12 protein-coding genes and 1 riboswitch are annotated in these 17,866 nt (G+C 67.7%); of the genes, 7 read left to right on the top strand and 5 right to left on the bottom strand.

Annotated elements, in window-relative coordinates; genetic code table 11:
• The first annotated feature begins 30 nt into the window (after window positions 1-30).
• Window positions 31-105, top strand: a riboswitch (cyclic di-GMP riboswitch).
• 168 nt (window positions 106-273) lie between these two features.
• The 3 genes from BARAN1_RS05030 (at window position 274) to BARAN1_RS05020 (ending at window position 10,940) form a co-directional block, all read left to right on the top strand.
• Window positions 274-5,823 carry a CLIPPER-2 domain-containing protein gene (locus tag BARAN1_RS05030; protein ID WP_162297753.1) on the top strand — a complete coding sequence of 1,850 codons (5,550 nt, stop codon included), beginning with the start codon at window positions 274-276 and terminating at the stop codon, window positions 5,821-5,823.
• Window positions 5,824-6,064: 241 nt separating this feature from the next.
• Window positions 6,065-8,122, top strand: a complete 2,058-nt coding sequence (locus BARAN1_RS05025) for a sodium-translocating pyrophosphatase (RefSeq protein WP_122031470.1) — start codon at window positions 6,065-6,067, stop codon at window positions 8,120-8,122.
• Between the two features lie 10 nt (window positions 8,123-8,132).
• A complete protein-coding gene (locus tag BARAN1_RS05020; RefSeq protein WP_122031469.1) occupies window positions 8,133-10,940 on the top strand; it encodes a calcium-translocating P-type ATPase, SERCA-type in 2,808 nt (935 codons plus the stop codon).
• Here the strand turns inward: BARAN1_RS05020 and BARAN1_RS05015 are convergent.
• Together BARAN1_RS05015 and BARAN1_RS05010 are read right to left on the bottom strand one after the other, a co-directional pair.
• Window positions 10,915-11,379 carry a GNAT family N-acetyltransferase gene (locus BARAN1_RS05015; protein ID WP_122031468.1) on the bottom strand — a complete coding sequence of 155 codons (465 nt, stop codon included), beginning with the start codon at window positions 11,377-11,379 and terminating at the stop codon, window positions 10,915-10,917. The two genes, BARAN1_RS05020 and BARAN1_RS05015, sit on opposite strands and share 26 nt — an antisense overlap.
• 16 nt (window positions 11,380-11,395) lie before the next feature.
• Window positions 11,396-11,839 (bottom strand): hypothetical protein, encoded by a 444-nt coding sequence (locus tag BARAN1_RS05010; protein WP_122031467.1) that lies wholly within the window; start codon window positions 11,837-11,839, stop codon window positions 11,396-11,398.
• Window positions 11,840-12,003: 164 nt separating this feature from the next.
• Here BARAN1_RS05010 and BARAN1_RS05005 point away from each other — a divergent pair, with 164 nt between their 5' ends.
• A complete protein-coding gene (locus BARAN1_RS05005) occupies window positions 12,004-13,146 on the top strand; it encodes a GerMN domain-containing protein (RefSeq protein WP_122031466.1) in 1,143 nt (380 codons plus the stop codon).
• A gap of 30 nt (window positions 13,147-13,176) precedes the next feature.
• Window positions 13,177-13,659, top strand: a complete 483-nt coding sequence (locus BARAN1_RS05000; RefSeq protein ID WP_157959489.1) for a hypothetical protein — start codon at window positions 13,177-13,179, stop codon at window positions 13,657-13,659.
• Here BARAN1_RS05000 and BARAN1_RS04995 read toward each other — a convergent pair.
• Entirely contained in the window at window positions 13,652-14,380 is a 729-nt protein-coding gene (locus tag BARAN1_RS04995) for a PD-(D/E)XK nuclease family protein (protein ID WP_122031464.1), read from the bottom strand. The two genes, BARAN1_RS05000 and BARAN1_RS04995, sit on opposite strands and share 8 nt — an antisense overlap.
• A gap of 131 nt (window positions 14,381-14,511) precedes the next feature.
• Here BARAN1_RS04995 and BARAN1_RS04990 point away from each other — a divergent pair, with 131 nt between their 5' ends.
• Complete coding sequence (locus BARAN1_RS04990) at window positions 14,512-14,733, top strand: NifU family protein (RefSeq protein ID WP_122031463.1); 222 nt, start codon at window positions 14,512-14,514, stop codon at window positions 14,731-14,733.
• A gap of 23 nt (window positions 14,734-14,756) precedes the next feature.
• Complete coding sequence (locus BARAN1_RS04985; protein ID WP_122031462.1) at window positions 14,757-16,202, top strand: TldD/PmbA family protein; 1,446 nt, start codon at window positions 14,757-14,759, stop codon at window positions 16,200-16,202.
• A 6-nt stretch (window positions 16,203-16,208) separates the two neighbouring features.
• On the opposite strand, the gene BARAN1_RS04980 is transcribed toward BARAN1_RS04985, so the two are convergent.
• Entirely contained in the window at window positions 16,209-17,027 is an 819-nt protein-coding gene (locus tag BARAN1_RS04980; RefSeq protein WP_122031461.1) for a phosphatidate cytidylyltransferase, read from the bottom strand.
• Window positions 17,024-17,845 carry a polyprenyl diphosphate synthase gene (gene uppS, locus BARAN1_RS04975; RefSeq protein WP_269460761.1) on the bottom strand — a complete coding sequence of 274 codons (822 nt, stop codon included), beginning with the start codon at window positions 17,843-17,845 and terminating at the stop codon, window positions 17,024-17,026. Before uppS ends, BARAN1_RS04980 begins: the two co-directional genes overlap by 4 nt.
• Window positions 17,846-17,866 lie beyond the last annotated feature (21 nt).

Genomic DNA, 17,866 nt, shown 5'->3' with positions numbered 1-17,866 from the left:
GGTAGGAGCATGATCGAAGCATAGTCGCGTCTGCCGAAAAGGTAAACCTGGAGCGATCCGGGGGCGCAAAGCCATGGACCTCCTTGAGGCCGCCAGGCTGCCGAAGCGCAAGCTGGGAGGGAGGGAACCATGGCTAGGTTGTTTGGGAGTGGCAGGACGGAAAATTCGTGGATTCGACAGACAGGAAGAGCGCTTTTCCCTCTCCTGCTCGTCGTGTTGCTGAGTGCAGGGAGTTCGGTCTCATCCTCGGCCTGTGACTGCTCCAAGTATACGGTGACGCTCCTCGGGGCCACGTTCGACGGGGCGAACACCACGTTTAGCTACCGCGTGTGCTCCAGTGACTCTCCTGCGATCAGCCATTGGGTCCTGGAGCTTCCCGATAGCTGTGCTACGTGCAAGGATGTGGTCGCGACAAGCCACAAGTACGAGTGCAATAGAGATCCCACGACGGGGATCTTCGGGGTGAAGTTCGATCAGGGGTTCAGCGACAGGGAATGCCGGGATTACTGGGTCACGCTGCGGGGGTACTGGCCCACTGGGCGCACCCAGGTCGCTGTCAAGGCTGGGCAGGAGAAGTGCGACTACCAAGTCGAGGGACCAGCATGCCCCCCTCCCGCGCAGCCGAGCCTCTCGCTCGAGAAGAGGACGAACGGGCAAGACGCCGATGGTCCGACTGGTCCGGTGGTGGTGGTGGGGTCGACGGTGACGTGGACGTACGAAGTGACGAACACGGGGAACGTGACGCTGACGAACATCGCTGTCACCGACGATAAGGCGGGCACGATCGGGACGATCCCGACGTTGGGGGTGGGAGCGAGCGCGACGCTGACCAAGACAGGGGCGGCCGTTGCTGGGCAGTACAGTAACGTAGGGAAGGCCGAGACGACGTACAGCGGGCAGACGGTCACCGCCACCGATCCGAGCCACTACTACGGAGCGCAGCCCTCGATCGGGCTTGCGAAGAGCGGGACGCTGAACTTAGGGAGTAACGGGCGAGCGGACGCGGGAGATACGATTAGCTACACGTTCGCGGTGACGAACACGGGGAACGTGACGTTGACGAACGTGGTCGTGACGGACTCGAAGGTCACGGTGACGGGTGGGCCGATCGCATCGCTGGCGGCGGGGGCTACGGACACGACAACATTCAGCGGCAGCTACACCCTTACGCAAGCGGACATCGACGCGGGGACGTTCACGAACGTAGCGACAGCGACCGGGACGCCGCCGGTGGGATCGAACGTGAGCGACACCGACGATGACACCCAGACGTTGGTGGCGGCGCCGGCGCTGGCGGTGGTGAAGAGCGCGAGCCCGAAGACGTACAGCGCGGTAGGACAAGGGATCACGTACACGTTCGCGGTGACGAACACGGGGAACGTGACGCTCACGAGCGTGAAGATCGACGATGTGCGACTAGGGGTCGCGAACCTCGTTGTGACGCCGGCGACGCTGGGGCCAGGGCAGATAGGGACGGCGCAGGCCGCCTACACGATCAGCCAGTCCGATCTCGATGCGGGAACCGTTGCCAACGTGGCAACCGCCACCGGGACACCGCCCACGGGGCCGAACGTAACGGGGCAAGACGATGAGACGATCACGGCCACGCAGGCCCCGAGCCTCTCGCTTGAGAAGAGGACGAACGGGCAAGACGCCGATGGTCCGACTGGTCCGGTGGTGGTGGTGGGGTCGACGATCACCTGGACGTACGAAGTGACGAACACGGGGAACGTGACGCTGACGAACATCGCTGTCACCGACGATAAGGCGGGCACGATCGGGACGATCCCGACGTTGGGGGTGGGAGCGAGCGCGACGCTGACCAAGACAGGGGCGGCCGTTGCTGGGCAGTACGCGAACGTGGGAACCGCGCAGACGACGTACAGCGGGCAGACGGTGAGCGCCACCGATCCGAGCCACTACGTAGGGGTAGCTGGCTACGTCGCGATCACGCCGCAGTCGGCTGTGAACGAGGTGGGGGCCTCCCACACGTTCCTGATCACGGCGTACGCTCAGGGGACGGCTCCCAGCGGGTGGAACTTGGCCTACACGGTGAGTCCAACCTCAGCCAGTGAGAGTCTGAGCGGGCCCACAGTAGCCGTTGATGGGATGGGTGCCACCTGGAACCTCACGATCAACCACGCCAGCCCGGCCGTGTTCACGGCATCGGCCACGGTGACGATGATGTTCTCCGGCGGGACGCAAGTGGTGCTGACGACGAACGGAATCTCCCCCAACAGCGCCCCCGCCACCAAGACCTACGCGTACCGCCAGGCGAAGATCGACCTTGCCCCGGGTTCTGACACGAACGAAGCAGGGGATAACCATGTGATCACGGCCACGGTGCGGGTGTGGAACGGGACGAGTTGGGTCGTGCCCCCCGACGGCGGGTCGGTCACCTTCTCCCTCGCCTCGGATACCACCGGCTCCGCCACCATCGTGAGCCCGAACCCCGCCTCCCTTGTCGGCGGACAAGCTCAGGTCACGATCCGCGCCATCACGCCGGGTCTGGTCAAGGTCCACGCCGTGGCCGACGCCCTCGGCACTGGAACGGTGGTCGCCGAAACCGGCGTCGGCTCAAGCGGCCCCGACGCCGAGAAGACGTACGAGTACCGCCAGGCACGGATCCGCCTCAGCCCTCTTGCCGACACCAACGAGGTCGGCGACGACCACACCTTCACGGCCACGGTCGAGGCGTACGTGGTGGGAGTAGGCTGGATCGCCGCCCCTGATAGCACGCCGGTCACGTTCAGCTTCGTCTCAAACCAGATCGGAGCTACGTTTGTGGGATCGAGCTCCACCACGACCAGCGGGGGCCAGGCCCAGGCGACGATCGGCGCTACCCAACCCGGAACCGTGACGGTGAAGGCCCAGGCGACAGTGGGGGGCGTTACCGTGGAGACGAACGGCTCGGGCGGGTCAACCGGTTTGGCGACGAAGGCGTACGTGAGCGGCTACATCGCGATCACCCCGGGGCACGCGACGAATGCAGTGGGTGCCCCGCACACGTTCGCGATCGCGGCGCACGCGCAGGGGGCGGCACCGATTTCGTGGGCTCTCAGCTACACTGTGGTACCGACGCCGGGGAGCCAGAGCCTGAGCGGACCAACGGTGTCCTCGGATGGGATGAGCGCGACGTGGAGCTTGACGGTCAACAGCGCTGTCCCCTCTGTTCTCACGGCGGTCCCGACGGTAACGATGTCGTTCCCTGGCGGAACGCAGGTCGTACGGACGACGGATGGCCGGGGCGGGAGCACCATGCCGGCGCAGAAGACCTATGTACAGGGTCGGATCAGCCTGAGTCCGGTGTCCGCCTCAAACGAGGTGGGCGATCCCCACACGATCGTGGCGACTGTGGAGACGTCGAGTAACGGGTCCACCTGGTCACCGGCAGGAGGGGCCGAGGTAACGTTCTCCATCCTAAGCGGGGTGGCAAGCTTCGTGGGTGGGGTCAACACCGCGGTCACGAACGGGGCTGGGCAGGCGACGGTCCAGATCGTCTCCTCTGCACCGGGAACGGTGGTCGTCCAGGCCGCGGCGGACGTGTTCGGCGATCGGACGGTCATCCGCACCACGGGCACGGCCGGGAGCGGCAACAACGCCGAGAAGACCTACGTCGACGCCCGGATCGGTGTTGCTCCGCTTGAGGCGGTGAACCCGGTGGGCACGAACCACACGGTGACCGCGCTCGTGGAGGTTAGCACCGGAGCGGGTTGGGTGCTCGCCCCCGATGGGACATCGGTCGTGTTCACACTTCTCAACAACGCAGCCGGAGCCACCTTCGTCACGGCCTCGACCACCACGACCCGCGGCGGCGTGGCCTCGGTGACCGTGTTTGCGTCGAATCAGGGCAGTGTCGTCATTCGGGCGATGGCGGACGTGACCATGGGCGGACTCGTGCTGCGCAGGGCAACCGGCTCAGGTGGAGTGAACGGCCCGGACGCCCTCAAGAGCTGGGTGCGCAATAACGAGCCCCCCACCGCGGAGAGCCTGTCCCTCGTCACATGCCAGAACACCCCGCTGACCTTCTCGTTGCGTGGCAGCGACCCCAACGTGAACCCAGCGGCCCCGGCGTCGCATCCATTGACGCTCGCGATCGTGGGGGCCCCGACCTACGGTGCCCTGAGCGGGAACCTGAGTGCTGTCACGTACAGCGCGCCCCACGAGGCGTCGGTGGACGTGGTGTATGCACCGCAGCTTGATTTCCTGGGGACCGACTTCATCACGTACACCGTCACCGACCCTACCGGCGCGTTCGCGGTGGGAACGGTTCGGATCACGGTTGTGGACTGCGGCGAGGAGATCGCCGGTGGAGGCGGCGCCCTCGGGCCGCGGATCGTGATCAACGAGGTCGCTTGGGGCGGCACGGAAGCCGATCCGGTGCACGAATGGGTTGAGCTCTATAGCTCATTCGACGAGTCGCTGGACCTCACCGGGTGGACCCTCCGCTGGCGCCGCAAGCAGCCGGGGCACGTGATGGAGCAATACGTGAAAACCGTGGAGCTCCGCGGGGCGATCGACGAGTTCGGGTTCTACCTCATGGAGCGCCGCACCGATGACGTGGTGAGCGACATCGCGGCCGACCTCATCTACGAGGAGACGGGACCGGTCGTCATCACGGAGATCGCGTGGGGGGGGACCGCGGCAAGCCCGAACGATCAGTGGATCGAGCTGACCAACATTACGGAGAACGCGGTGGACCTCACAGGGTGGACCCTCCGTTGGCGCCTTACCCAGCCGGCCACGGCCGGGGAGCCGGAGTGGAAGGTGGTCGAACTCCGCGGGACGATTGCCCCGTACGCAACGTACCTCCTCGAGCGGGGTAGTGACGACGTGGTTCGCGGCATCCCGGCTGACCTCATCTACAACGTGCCCCTCGATCCGCAGGGTGAGGTCGTGGAGCTTGTGGATTCGGTGGGCACAGCGGTGGACACGGCGAACGCGGAACGCCTCGGGCGGTCCGGGTGGGCCACTGGCTACGGCGTGGGTGGCGCCCATCCGTACGCGACGATGGAGAGGGTGAACCCGTTCGCGCGGGACACGGAACAGAACTGGCGCGCCAACGAAGGCATCCTCACGCATGGCGCCGACCGGAACGGAAACCCGCTCGTCGGTACCGCGCAGGCGGTGAACGAACAGTTCCTCCTCTGGGCCTATCCTGACGTGGACCCAACCTGGTTCCCGTCTGAGCTCGTGTTCCTTCCGTTTGTCCTCGATCTCGCCGACCGGGGGGAGATCCTGGAGCTCGTCGATCCGGCCGGGAACATCGTAGACACCGCCAACGCCGACGACCCCCACCGCGATGGGTGGGCGGCGGGTTACGGCGTGCGCGGGGCGGAGAAGTACGCGACGATGGAACGGGTGGATCCCTCGCTCCCTGATCTAGATACGAGCTGGGACGGTAACCACTACATCGTGATCAACGGGCTCGACGCTGCCGCAGTGTGCTTGGCGGCCACGGCCCGTACGACGAACGAGCCTGTCCTGATCCGGTTCGCCGGGGAGCAGGTGCCGCAGACGGTCCGCCGGGGAGAGGTGATCACGGTGGCGGTGGTCGCCCCGGCCGCGTGCGGCGCGGTCCCGTGCCTCCCCCATGCCGTCCTCACGGCGGCGGATGAGTTGGCGGGCGGTGCTGGGGCAGTGGTCACGCCAGATCTCGGAAAGAGGGTGTTGGTGGGGAAGCGGATCGAACCTACGGACAACTACCAGTTCCAGTTCGCTACCGCTGACCTCGCGCTCGGGACCTATCGGTTGTGGATTTCCCTCGGGAGCACGGTGGTCCGCGTCGTTGTGTTCCAGATCGTGGCGGCTCCCGGCATGTGAGGGCGTGATCCTGGGACAACGGGTGAACGAGGCGTGAACCCGGGGGCTTCGGCTCCCGGGTTTCCTATTGCCTGCTCCGCATCCTGTGGGTGGGTGTTTTCTCGGTATGGGACAGCACTGCCATCCTGACGCGTCGACTGGCCGAGGTTGCGGGGGGGACACTTCCAAGAGATGATCGGGCCCTTAGGGTGTCCCGTGCGCCGGAGGGAAACGAGCGGCGCGGGGCAAGGAGGGATGGTAGATGATGTGGGAGTTCGTTGCGGCGGGAGCCGGTCTTGTTTCTATCCTGTTCGCTCTCTATCTGTATCGCCAGGTGACGCGTCGCGCGGGCGGCACGGACCGGATGCTGGACGTGGCGAAAGCGATTCAGGACGGGGCGAGCGCCTACCTTCGGCGTCAGAACGTGACGTTGCTCGCATTCCTCGGGATCGTGGCCCCCGTGATCGGGATCCTGGTGGGGGTCACCCAGGGGGCCGAACACGGAGTGGCGATAGCCGTAGCGTACTTGCTCGGCGCAGGCTGCTCTACGCTTGCCGCGTCGCTGGGGATGACGGCTGCGGTGCGGGCCAATGTGCGCACGGCCAATGCGGCACGGGAGGGGCTGACTGCCGCGTTCCCCGTCGCCTACTACGGTGGTGCGGTGATGGGCCTTGCGATCGTGGGCCTCTCCCTATTTGGGATCAGCCTCATCTACTACCTCGGCCGGACCGCCCTGGGGTGGACCGAGATGGACGCGGCCCAGGTCACGCTCGGGTTCAGCTTCGGAGCGAGCGCGTTCGCCCTGTTCGCCAAGGCCGGTGGCGGCATCTACACGAAGACGGCGGACATCAGCGCGGACCTCGTGGGCAAGGTGGAGCTCGGGATCCCTGAGGACGACCCGCGAAACCCAGCCGTTGTCGCCGATAACGTTGGCGACAACGTGGGCGACGTGGCGGGGATGGGCGCCGATCTTGTGGACTCCTACATCGCGGCGATCGTGGCGGCGATGATCCTCGGCGCGGAGCTCGGGGGGGGGGTCTTCACCCTGCTCCCCTTGATGATCGCCACGGTAGGGCTGGTTGCCTCCATCGCTGGGGTGTTCATGGTGCGCTTCCTCATGCGGGGCAACCCGGGGGCGGCTTTGAACGGCGGTCTCTTTGCGACATCCGGTTTGTTCCTCGTGCTCCTGTTCGCGGTCACCTACACCGCGGGGCTCCCGGGGCAGGAGTGGCTGGGCGTGTTCCTCCCCACCCTGGCCGGGTTGGGGGCGGGGATTGTGATCGGAATGACCACGGACTACTTCACCTCGATCGACCGCCGTCCCACGTTGAACACGGCCGAGGCGGCGACGAAGGGCGCAGCGATCAACATCATGACCGGGTTTTCATATGGACTGCTCAGTATCGTTCCCTCCATCCTCGGGATCTGCATCGCCACGTTCGCCTCCTGGACGCTGGCGGAGATGTTCGGGGTCAACCCGTTCTACGGGATCGCGGTATCCGCGGTGGGGATGCTGTCCATCGTGGCCACGATCATCTCTTCCGATGCGTTCGGCCCGATCTCGGATAACGCCCGCGGGATCGCGGAGCAGGGTGACCTGGGCCCGGACGCGCTCGCCGTGGCAGACGCCCTCGATGCGCAGGGCAACACGTCGAAGGCGGTCACGAAGGGGTTCGCGATCGGGGCGGCGGCCCTCACCGTGCTCGCCATGTTCGCTGCGTACACCCACCTGGTGGACATCGACCTCGCCCAGGGGATCAACCTCATCAGCTACCCCGTGATCATCGGCCTGTTCCTGGGGGCGATGATGCCCCCGCTCTTCTCGGCCCTCCTCATCCTCGCCGTGGGGCGGAACGCGGGGCGGATGGTGGAGGAGGTGCGGCGGCAGTTCCGGGAGATCCCCGGGCTGATCGAGGGGAAGGCGAAACCTGACTACAAGACGTGCGTGGACATCGCGACCCGGGGCGCGCTCCGTGAGCTTCTGTTCCCGTGCTCGCTCGCGATCCTCGTGCCCGTGGTGGTGATGCTGCTGTTGGGGAAGGAGGCGTTGGCGGGGTTCCTGGCGGGGAGCATCCTCACCGGGATCATCTTCGCTCTGTTCATGGCCAATGCCGGTGGGGCGTGGGATAACGCCAAGAAGTACGTGGAGACCGGGGCCTACGGCGGAAAGGGATCGGAGGCCCATAAGGCGGCGGTCACGGGGGACACGGTGGGCGACCCGTTCAAGGACACCGCGGGTCCGTCCCTGAACACGATGATCACCGTGATGTCGCTCGTCGCCGAGGTGTTCGCACCGGTGATCCTCCTCCTCTGGGCGTAGTGGGGAGGAGATGACGGTGGAAACGAAGAAGACGTGGCACGCTCTCTCGGCTAGTGACGTCGCCGCCGCCCTCGAGGTGAACCCCGGGACGGGGCTCACCTCGGCGGAGGCGCGGGAGCGGCTCGCCCGCTACGGCCCGAACGCCCTCCCTGAGACCCCACCCACGCCGTTTTGGAAGCGGCTCGTTGCGCAGCTGCGTGGATTCGTGGTGTGGATCCTCCTTGCAGCAGCGCTCATCTCGCTGATTGTGCAGGTGATTGAGCCTGAGCCACTGGGATGGCTTGATTCGGTCATCATCCTCGCGATCGTTATCCTCAATGCGTTCGTGGGCGCGACGCAGGAGAGCCGGGCCGAGCAGGCGCTGCAGAGCCTCAAGGAAATGGCGGCGCCCGAGGCTCAAGTCGTGCGCGACGGGGAGAGGACGACCGTTCGAGCGCGGGATCTCGTCCCCGGCGATGTGGTCCTCCTCGAGGCGGGCACGATCGTGCCCGCTGACCTGCGCCTGATCGAGGCAGCGCAGATGCGGGTGGATGAATCGTCCCTCACCGGGGAGTCCGTCCCGGTGGAGAAGAAGGCGGAACCTGTCCTCGCCGCAGAGACGCCGATCGCCGATCGCGCCAATTCCGCGTTCATGGGGACGACCGTCGTCTACGGTCGGGGCCGGGGGATCGTGGTGGGGACCGGCACCGACACCCAGCTCGGCGCGATCGCGGAGATGATCGAGGAGACGGTCGAGGAGACCCCGCTTCAGAAAAAGCTCGAAGTGTTCGGGAAGGTCCTCGGGACGGCCATCCTCGTGGTCTGCGTGCTGGTGTTTGTCCTGTCCATCCTCCGCCAGACCGAAATCAACCTTCTGTGGACGGAGGGCCTGCGTGTCTACCTTGACCACGCCCAGCACGCCTTGATCGGGTTCTTCATGGTCGCGGTGAGTTTGGCGGTGGCCGCTGTCCCCGAGGGGCTGCCGGCGATCGTCACGATGTGCCTCGCCCTGGGGACGCGGGAGATGCTGCGTCGCCACACGCTCGTGCGGCGCCTGCCCTCGGTGGAGACCCTCGGCTCGGCGACCGTCATCTGCACGGACAAGACAGGAACCCTCACCCAGAACCAGATGACGGTGACGCAGATCTGGGCAGGGGGGAAGACATTCGCTGTCTCCGGCCAGGGGTTCGAGCCGGTGGGAGGGTTCCGGTGCGACGGGCGCGAGATCCGGGTCGAGGAAGAACCTGTGCTGCTCGCGACCCTGTGGGCGGGGCTCCTCTGCAACGACGCCGAGCTCCGCCAGGAGGCGAAGGGGTACCGGATCATCGGCGACCCGACGGAGGGTGCCCTCGTGGTGGCGGCGGCCAAGGCGGGGATGGACAAGGCCACCGTGGCGGCGTTCCCCCGGGTGGCGGAGGCCCCGTTTGACTCCGAGCGGAAGAGGATGGCGACCCTGCACGCCCTGGACAGTTCCGCCCCGCTTGTGGTCCCAGGGGGACGTTACGTATCCCTCGTCAAGGGAGCTCCGGACGTCGTCCTCTCCCTGTGCACGAGGATTCAAGATGCGACGGGCCCTGCGCCGCTCTCCGACGACCGGCGGGCGGGGATCAACCGCACGAACGAGGGGATGGCCTCCCAGGGGCTGCGCGTGCTCGCCGTGGCCTACAAGCCGTTGGGGGAACTGCCGACGGAGGTCGCCCCGGAGACCGTGGAGACGGACCTCGTGTTCCTGGGGCTCGTTGGGATGCAGGACCCGCCGCGGCCGGAGGTGGCGGAGGCGATCGCTCGGGCCCGCCAGGCCGGGCTGCGCACAATCATGATCACCGGCGACCACGTCGCGACAGCGGAGGCGATCGCCCGTGAGATCGGCCTCCTCCAGCCCGGGCGGCGCGTCGCGTCGGGGGCCGACCTCGACCGGATGGTGGAGGGGGAACTGGCGCTGCAGATTGAGGAGATCGACGTCTTCGCCCGTGTTTCTCCCTACCACAAGGTCCAGATCGTCGATGCCCTGCGGGCGCGGGGGGAGATCGTGGCCATGACCGGGGACGGGGTCAACGATGCCCCCGCCCTGCGGCGGGCGGACATCGGGATCGCGATGGGGATCGCGGGCACGGACGTCGCCAAGAATACGGCGGACATGGTCCTCACCGACGACAACTACGCCTCGATCGTGGCGGCGGTGGAGCAGGGGCGCATCATCTACTCCAACATCCGCAAGACGGTGAACTTCCTCCTCTCCTGCAACTTCGCGGAGATCGCGGTCATCTTCGGGGCGAGCCTCATCGGGTGGCCGGCCCCGCTCACGGCAATCCAGCTCCTGTGGCTCAACCTCCTCACCGACGGTGCCCCGGCACTGGCGCTGGGGGTGGAGAAGGGCGAGCCGGGGATCATGAACCGGCCGCCGCGCTCGCCGCGGGAGCCGATCATCAACCGCGAGATGGCGATCGGGATCCTGTTCCAGGCGGGGGCCCTCACCGCCGCAGTCCTCGGCGTGTACGCCCTCGGGCACCTCGGCCACGGGATCCTCCACGAGGACGCGATGACGCTTGCCTTCACGACGTTGGTCCTCGCCGAGCTCGCGCGGGCGTACACCGCCCGTTCCGAGCACGTACCTCTCTACCAGATCGGGTTCCTGACCAACCGCTGGATGCAGTGGGCGGTCGTGGTGTCCCTGGCCCTGACGATGCTTGTGCTGTACGTGCCTGGTCTGCAGCAGGCGTTCGACACGCGGCCGCTGCGGGCCCAGGAGTGGCTCATCGTGCTGCCCCTCGTGTTCCTGCCCGCGCTCCTCGTTGAGGTGCGCAAGCTGTGGTTCAGCTGGAGGGCGAAGCGGGCGTGAGGTGGCGCTCCATGCGCAGGGCGGCTTCGCGGTCCTCGTAGTAGTGGGCGAGCCGTCGGGTCACGCGGAACCCATGTCGCTCGTAGAACCGCAGCCCGGCCTCGTTCCCGACCCGCACCTCGAGCTGGAGGCAGGGGATGTGCTCCCGGAGAGCGGCCTGCGTCAGGGCGGTGAGGAGCGCGCTCCCCACGCCGCGGCGTCGGTGAGGGGGGTCCACGGCCAGGTCGTGGATGTGGAGGGTCCGGCCGCCGCAGGGCGTGGACTCGGCCCGGGCGATGAGGAACCCCAGCGGCTCCTCCTCCTCGGCCAGGATGATCAGGGTCTGGCGATCGTCGAAGTAGCCGGCGAGGAGGGCCTCCGGCCAGGGGTTGGGGAAGCTGCGTGCCTCGATCGCGGCGATGGCGGGGAGGTCGGTGAGACGGGCCGGGCGGACCTGCACAGTGGCTCCGGGGACCTCAGCTGCCTTTCCAGAACTGCCAGAACTTGCGGGGGGTGAGGGTCGCGCGCACGGTGCCGTTGCGGAGGTCGAGGCGGAAGTCCATCACCCGCGTCCGTCCGGTGCGGAGCTCGGTGAGGGCGCACGTTGCGCTCATCCGCCCTATGATCTCCCCGGAGTCGAGCCGGAGCTCGACCGAATCCACCCGCACATCCCGGACCACGAGCACGGCATCCGCCTCATCGGCGTCCGTAACGATCCGAACGTCCTTCGCGCCCAGGGATACGGTGAGCCCATCCATGAACGGCGCCCACAGCGCCTGATCCGTCCGCTCCCAATCCGGGGGGCGAATGGCCACCGTCTCCACGTTGGCCAACGGGTCCGGCGTCGGCCAGAGGATGACCACGAGCAGGGCGGTCACGACGATGACGACAGCTACCCCGATCCACGTTCGCGCTCGCATCGCGCCTCCTTGTCGCCCGGCGCTTGTCGGGCGGGAGCTAGTGTAACGGGCAGGGGCCGGCGGGACAGGGGGCCCGGGGAGCGGTTTTTCCTGAAACTGGGTATCCTCCCCCCAGTGCCTTCCCGCCCCATCGGGGCAGGAGGGCCGAGCCGAGGAGGTGCGCGATGAGGGGCGTCGGGGCGGTGATCGGGTGCGTGCTCGCAGGGTGGGCAGTGGCTGCCGGGCCGATGGTGGAGGCGCTTCAGCCGAACGTCACCCTGACCATGGACGCGGTGGGAAGCGTTCGCATGCGGTGCGGGGTGGCCCCGGTCGGTCCGGCGGGGTACACCGGCCCGGCCGAGCTTCACGGGTCGCTTGGGCCGGAGGGCGGATCGTGGCGCATCGTGGCCACGTTTGCCGTTCCCCTGTCCCTTGACCCTGGCGAGGCGCGCAACTTCGTGGACTGGCGGATCCGCCTTCCCGCGGGGACGTACACCCTCACGTGGGGCGAGCCCTGCGAGGGGACGACCGAGGTGACCTTCTCCGTGGCGGCCGATGAGGCCGGGAGGCAGGTCCTCATCGCACCGAAGAGGTTCATCTCCCCGCTCACCCCGTACACGATCGCCGTGGCCGACCACCCCTTCTGGCAGGCGGACCCGGACGCGCGGCGCGCGGTGGCCTGGGCGCGGGCCGCCCTCGCTATGGACCTGGAGGTATGCGCGCGGAAGTTTGAGGTAGTCGAGGTCCTCGCCCGCGAGTTCCCCGACGCAAGCCTTGGGGTGCGCGTGCCGGGGACAGCCTACGCCCAAGCCATCACCCCTGGCTACGTGGTCCGCCTGGCGAACGAGGGCCGGGAGTTCGAGTGCCGGGTAGCCGGGGAACGCTTGGTGCGGGTGCCGGACCTGCCCGTCGGGAGGGTCCCCGACGAGGTGTGGGCCATCCAGGTGTTCGCCTACCACCCAGCGGTGGACCTCCTCCTCCACGGGTACCTTGCGTGCAGTGCGGACGCGGTGCTGCCCCTGGCGCGGTGGGTGCCGCTCGATGCCTCACCGCTGGTGGCGGCCCTGACCCTCCTCCTGGGCGAGGGACTCGCGCCCTGGGAGGGCGAGGCCGGCTACACCTCTGAGTTCCCCCTTCCGGGCGTATCCTTGGCCGAGGTGTACGCTGAGGATGGGGTGCTGGCCGTCGTCCTCGCCGACCCGGAGCATGGAACGTCGGGGGGAGCGTGTCGGACGGGGATCCTGCGGGCACAGATCGAGAAGACCGCCCTCCAGTTCCCCGGCGTGGCGGAGGTCCGCATCCTCCCGCCGGAGGCCCTCCAGCCGTAGGGTAGCGGATACTCAAGGAGATGGTTGACCGTGAAGAGGGTGCTGGTGCTGGGTTTAGTGCTCCTCGTGGGTGGGTCGGCGTGGGCCGCCCAGCCGGAGGATGCGATCCTCCCCGAATTCCTCGTCGGCACGCTCGGTGGCTACGCGGGAGCCGTCATTGGCGCCCAGACCCTGGCGTGGGTGTTCGCTGCGGGGGCCACCGGCTGGGACGCCCTCGCCCGGACGATCTTCGGGGCGTTCCTCGGGTTCGCGGGGGGCACGATCGTGGGGTCGGGGGTGGGGGTGATCGTGGCCGGCTCGGCCCTGGGGGTTGAGGGGGACGTTGGCCTGTGCTTCCTCGGCGCAGCGGGGGGGACGGGGGCTGCGTTCGGAATCGGGTTCGCGTTCGACATCTCCGAGACGGCGATCCCGTTTGCGCCTCCCCTCGCGGCCGCGCTGGCCACCGCCGGGTTCAACGTCGGCGCGCTGGCAGGGGGACCCCCCACCATGGGCGGTGACGTGGGGGCTAGGTGAGGTCGTCGAACAACGTCCGCGGGCCGGCCGTCTCCGCGGCGGCGAGGTCCACCTCGTTGTGGCCAGGGATCTCGGCGACGTCCTCGCTGCAGAACGGAACATAGGGGCAGTACCGACACTGGTCGAACTCCCAATCCCTCTTCTCCTCCTGGCCAGGGAGGGGGGGTAGCTGCCCGGCGACGAAGATCGTGCGCTGCAGCCGTTCGAAGGTGCGAATGACCCGCCCCATCTCCTCCTTGTCGAGGGGGACCACGAACTCCCGCAGCTCCTGGGTGGCCTTGTTCTCGGCGAGGATGACCCCCTGAGGGATTCCGAAGTAGTGAAGGTAGAGCTGGAGCTGCAGGTAGTGGTCGCGGCGGGGAGCAGAGGCCATCTGGTCGAAGGTGTACGGGTGGGCGGTCTTCACCTCCACCACGTAATTCTTGCCGTCGAGGGACACGATCAGGTCACATCGGCCATGGAACAGGTTCCCCGGCGGGATCGGGACCTCGGCAGCGACGACGACCCCCATCCCGAACAGGGCTTGGGCGAGCCGCTTGTGGGCCTCGTCCCCCACGGCCAGCTTGCGGGCGGTGAGGCCATCGAGCGGTGGGCGGGGGAATCCCTTGATCGCGTAGTAGATCTGGCGGGGGCACTTGCCGACCTCGCTCACGTAGAAGTAGTCCCGCGGCCGGGTTCGCTCCTCGCGCTGGAAGTACTGGTCGAGCTTCTCAACGAGCATGGCCCGTCAGTCTACCCGGGGGGGGAGAGGCAAACAACGGGCTGCCTCACGGCTGCCCACGAGGGGCGCATCCCCTTGATGGCCCGGAGCGGGTATCCTTCCCTGCGAGACCTACTAAGGAGGCGTGTTCCATGGAAGACAAGGTGCGGGATGCATTGGAGGGGATCCGAACGTACCTCCAGGCCGACGGCGGCGACGTGGAGCTCGTGGAAGTCACGGAGGAGGGCGTGGTACGGGTGAGGCTCGTCGGGGCCTGTCACGGGTGCCCGATGGCGATGATGACGCTCCAGAACACGATTGAGCGGATGCTGAGGGAGGAAGTGCCCGAGGTGGTGGCGGTCGAGGCCGCCTGAGCCAACCGGAAAGGGGGAATGCGATGGAGGGAATCGTTGAAGAAGGCCTGAACGCACTGGAGGCGCTTGGCGTGGACTACGGAGAGGTGCGCGCTGAGCACCGCACCGAGGAGGACGTGCACACGAGGAACCATGAGGTGGACTCCCTCTCCCGCCGCGAGTCGCGCGGGATCGGGATCCGCGTCCTCCACAACGGGGCATGGGGGTTCGCCGCGACCGGGGATACGGGCAAGGACGCGATCGCCCGCACGGCGCAGTCCGCCCTCGCCATCGCCCGTGCCACGGCAGCTGTACAGCGGGAGCGCGTCGCGCTTGCGCCCGAGCCTGCCCACCGCGCCACGTTCACCGGTCCGTGCGAGCGGGACCCGCTCGCCGTCCCCCTCAGCGAGAAGCTCGAACTCCTGTTCGCTTGTGCTGAGCGGATCCTCGCCGTCCCCGGGGTGGCGATGGCCAAGGGGGCCATCTCCTCCTGGCGGGTGGAGAAGTTCTTCGGGAACACCACGGGCAGCCACATCCGCCAGACCCTCACCAGCTGCGGAGCGGGGATCGAGGCCTACGCGGCCGGGGCAGGGGAGTTCCAGCGCCGCTCCTACCCCTGCTCGTTCGGCGGGAACTTCGCGAGCGCCGGTTACGAGTTCGTCACCGGGCTCGACCTCCTCGGCCACGCATCGCGGATCGCCGAGGAGGCGGTGGCCCTCCTCTCGGCTCCGGTGTGTCCCACCGGCGTGTTCGACATCATCCTCGAGGGATCGCAGCTCGCGCTCCAGGTCCACGAGTCGGTGGGCCATCCCACGGAGCTCGACCGGGTGCTGGGGACGGAGCTCTCCTACGCTGGGGGGAGCTTCCTCACCCTGGACAAGAGGGGGAAGTTCCGCTATGGCTCGAACCTTGTGAACATCGTGGCCGATGCCACAGTCCCCACCGGCCTCGGCACGTTCGGGTACGACGATGAGGGCGTCCCCTCCCAGCGGGTGGACCTCGTGAAGGAGGGCCTGTTTGTGGGCTACCTCACGTCGCGGGAGACGGCCCTCAAGGTCGGGGCCCGCCGCAGCGGAGGGGCCGCCCGCGCGTCGAGTTGGGCCCGGATCCCGCTCATCCGGATGACGAACATCAACCTCCTCCCCGGGGAGGGGACGTGCGATGACCTCATCCGGGACACGAAGCACGGGATCTACTTCGAGACGAACAAGTCGTGGTCCATTGACGACCGACGGGTGAACTTCCAGTTCGGGACGGAGATCGCGTGGGAGATCCAGGGCGGACGAAAGGCCCGCATCCTGAAGAATCCGCTCTACACCGGGATCACGCCCCAGTTCTGGGGGTCATGCGTGGCGATCGCGGGGCCGGAGGAGTGGCACATGTGGGGCGTGCCGAACTGCGGGAAAGGGGAGCCGGGGCAGGTGATGCAGGTCGGACATGGCACCGCACCGGCCAAGTTCGCCCGGGTCCAGGTGCGGGGAGCCGCGTGAGCGGGATCAGATGAGGCCGATGACGAAGTGCATGTAGAAGTAGTACACGGGGACGGCGGCAAGCAGGCCGTCGATCCGGTCGAGCATCCCCCCGTGCCCGGGGAGGAGCCAGCCGGCGTCCTTCACCCCAGCGGCCCGCTTTACCAGGGACTCGAACAGGTCGCCCATCTGACAGAACGCTCCCTCGAGTGCACCGAGGGCGACGATGTGGGGCAGCCAGCGTGGGATGTCACCCCAGAACTCGGGCAGGATCGCGGCGGCCACGATGGCCAGCGCGATCCCCCCTGCCACCCCCTCCCACGTCTTGGCGAGCGAGATCCGGGGGAGGAGCTGGTGCCGGCCGAACAGGCTGCCCGTGAAGTACGCCCCGGAGTCGTACCCCCACACCATGAGCAGGAAGTGGACGATGTAGGGGAACCCCGCTTGGTGTAAGAGGTAGATGAAGCTGATCGTGACCGCGAGGTAGAGGAACCCGAAGGTTCCGGCGAGCGAGGCAAAGAACCCCTCCCGCGCTCCGCGGCGGGAGAAGCTGTAGAACACGATCAGGTACACCACCGCCCCCGCGAGCACGATCGCGTACTGCCCTCCCCACGGGACGAGGAGCATGAGGTACGCCGGGATCGCGAACATGATGAGCTCCCGCGGCAGCGGGATCCCCAGGTTTGCCACGAGGTGGAGGTACTCCCAGCCTGCGATCATCGTCACGATGGATAGGAACAAGCACACCCCCCAGTCCACGTGGTAGTGGTCGCAGGCCCAGAACACGGCGAGGACGAGGGGGATGGCGAGGGCCGCGGTGAGCAGGCGCTTGGCGAGCGAGGTCATTGCGTCCCCCCCCCGAACCGCCGCCGGCGGCCCTGGAAGTCCTGGATCGCGAGGAGGAGCGCCTTCTCGTCGAAGTCCGGCCACAGGGTCGGGGTGAAGTAAAGCTCGGAGTACGCCGCCTCCCAGAGGTAGAAGTTGGAGATCCGCTTCTCCTCCCCCGTTCGCACGATGAGATCCGGCTCTGGGAGGCCCGCCGTGGGCAGCAGGCGGGAGAACGCGGCGTTGTCGAGCGCATCCGGGGTCAGGTCGCCCTTTCGGGCGAGGGCCATCGCCTGCCGAACGCCTTCGAGGATGCTCCACCGCCCCCCGAAGTTGATCCCCACGACAAGGTGGAGGGCGTCCCCGCCCCGCGTCCGCTCCTCGATCTCCACGATCGCCTGGCGGAGGGAGGCGGGCAGGGCGCCGATCGCCCCCAACACCTCGAGACGAGCGCCCCGCTCCACGAACTCGTCCCCCCGGGCGCGGATGAACTGCTCAAGGAGAGTGAAGAGCGACTCCACCTCCTCCGGCGGGCGGTTCCAGTTCTCGGTGGAGAACGCGAACAAGCTCAGGCAGGGGAACAGCCGCTCCTCGGCCACGAACCGTACCACCCGCTCGGCAGCGGCGACCCCCCGGCGGTGGCCCTCCAGGCGCGGCAGGCCGCGTGCCTGGGCCCAACGGCCGTTGCCGTCCATGATCAGGGCCACGTGCCCGGGAAGGGACCGTGCCCGCACCGCTTCGAGAAGGTCCCCGTCCGTCGCGGGACCCCGGCTATCCCCCCTCGCCGCGTCCACCCCGCCCGGGATCATCACCACCCCATCTTCCGCGCGGATGCCCATCCCGCCAACCCCCGCTGCGCC

The organism is Candidatus Bipolaricaulis anaerobius, assembly GCF_900465355.1.
Classification (GTDB): domain Bacteria; phylum Bipolaricaulota; class Bipolaricaulia; order Bipolaricaulales; family Bipolaricaulaceae; genus Bipolaricaulis; species Bipolaricaulis anaerobius.
This window is presented reverse-complemented; position numbering and strand designations above follow the sequence as displayed.